General features: G+C 42.3%; 2 pseudogenes. Both read right to left on the bottom strand.

Going from position 1 to position 1,035, the window contains the following annotated elements:
- Positions 1 to 534 (bottom strand): annotated as a pseudogene (locus tag PX481_RS16825) (transposase); the annotation flags it as partial.
- Positions 535 to 605: 71 nt separating this feature from the next.
- Positions 606 to 1,035 (bottom strand): annotated as a pseudogene (locus tag PX481_RS16820) (DUF4277 domain-containing protein); the annotation flags it as partial.

Genomic DNA, 1,035 nt, shown 5'->3' with positions numbered 1-1,035 from the left:
CGTGCGCCTTGCGCTGGTGATGGGAGAGGATAATAGCCACACCTCTCGTACCCCCTCCACGCTTACTTTTTGCTCCGTCTCGACTCTTTCTTTTTCCTCGTCCAGCCGCGTAGGTATTCTTGATACTTTCCACAGTCTTGATAGTTCTGATAGATCATTTGATAGATAGTTTCGTGACTGAGAGATTCTTGACCAGCTTTTTTCAGACGACCTGCTATTTGTTCGGGACTATGATAATATTTCAATCCTTTTTTCACCAACTCTAAGGCCGACTCGCTGACATTTTAAAAGAGTTGTTTGGCATTTTTGGTGCGCGTCTCGCTCTTAGCTTGTGCTGTGTCAGGTAGATAGCAGCCCAGAGAACTTTGATTCCTTCTTAATTCTCGCGCTGGTCGTGCTTTGATGACATCCGAGCCAGACGGCCATTTGCCGTTGAGATAAATTTCCCTCTTGACTAAGTTGGTAGAGCAAGTTTCTTTGTTCTATGTTAAGATGTTTTCGGCTGGTTTTTGGGTCTGATTTGTTGTTGTTAATGATCAGACAGTACCTGATGAGCCTTTCTTTGTCAACTCTTGAGGTTGATGCGTTTCATTTTTGAATTGACGTTTTATTGGCTGTTGTCTGGTTTCAATTTCTTCTCCAACTGCTCCTGATTTCAGGATTTCTACTGTTGGGTATTCCTTTTTATATTCTCCTTCCACTGATAGAGAAGTCGAATCTAAATGGCAATTCTCGGTCGCTACACCAAATTTTTTTACGGCCGCTAAACTAATGAGTAGGAAAATACCCGAAACATCCAGTTGATAAAGTTTGTCCATTACTCGACCAATTTTATCATCATTCAGGAGTTTGGGTTCGATGCCCTCTCCCAGCAAATGTTCGCTTGCTTTATCTTCAAAAAATTGAGGAAATAAATACAAGGACCCGGAGACAAATCCCAATCCATTCAGGATAATTGCTTTCACGACTTGCCCCGCTGTGACAATTTCTCCTCGCTCAATTGAGACTTGTTCGTTGATAATTTCGACGATTCCT

The organism is Microcystis sp. M53603_WE2 (assembly GCF_030065435.1).
The sequence above is the reverse complement of the archived record's forward strand: the minus strand, read 5'-3'. Positions and strand labels throughout refer to the sequence as shown.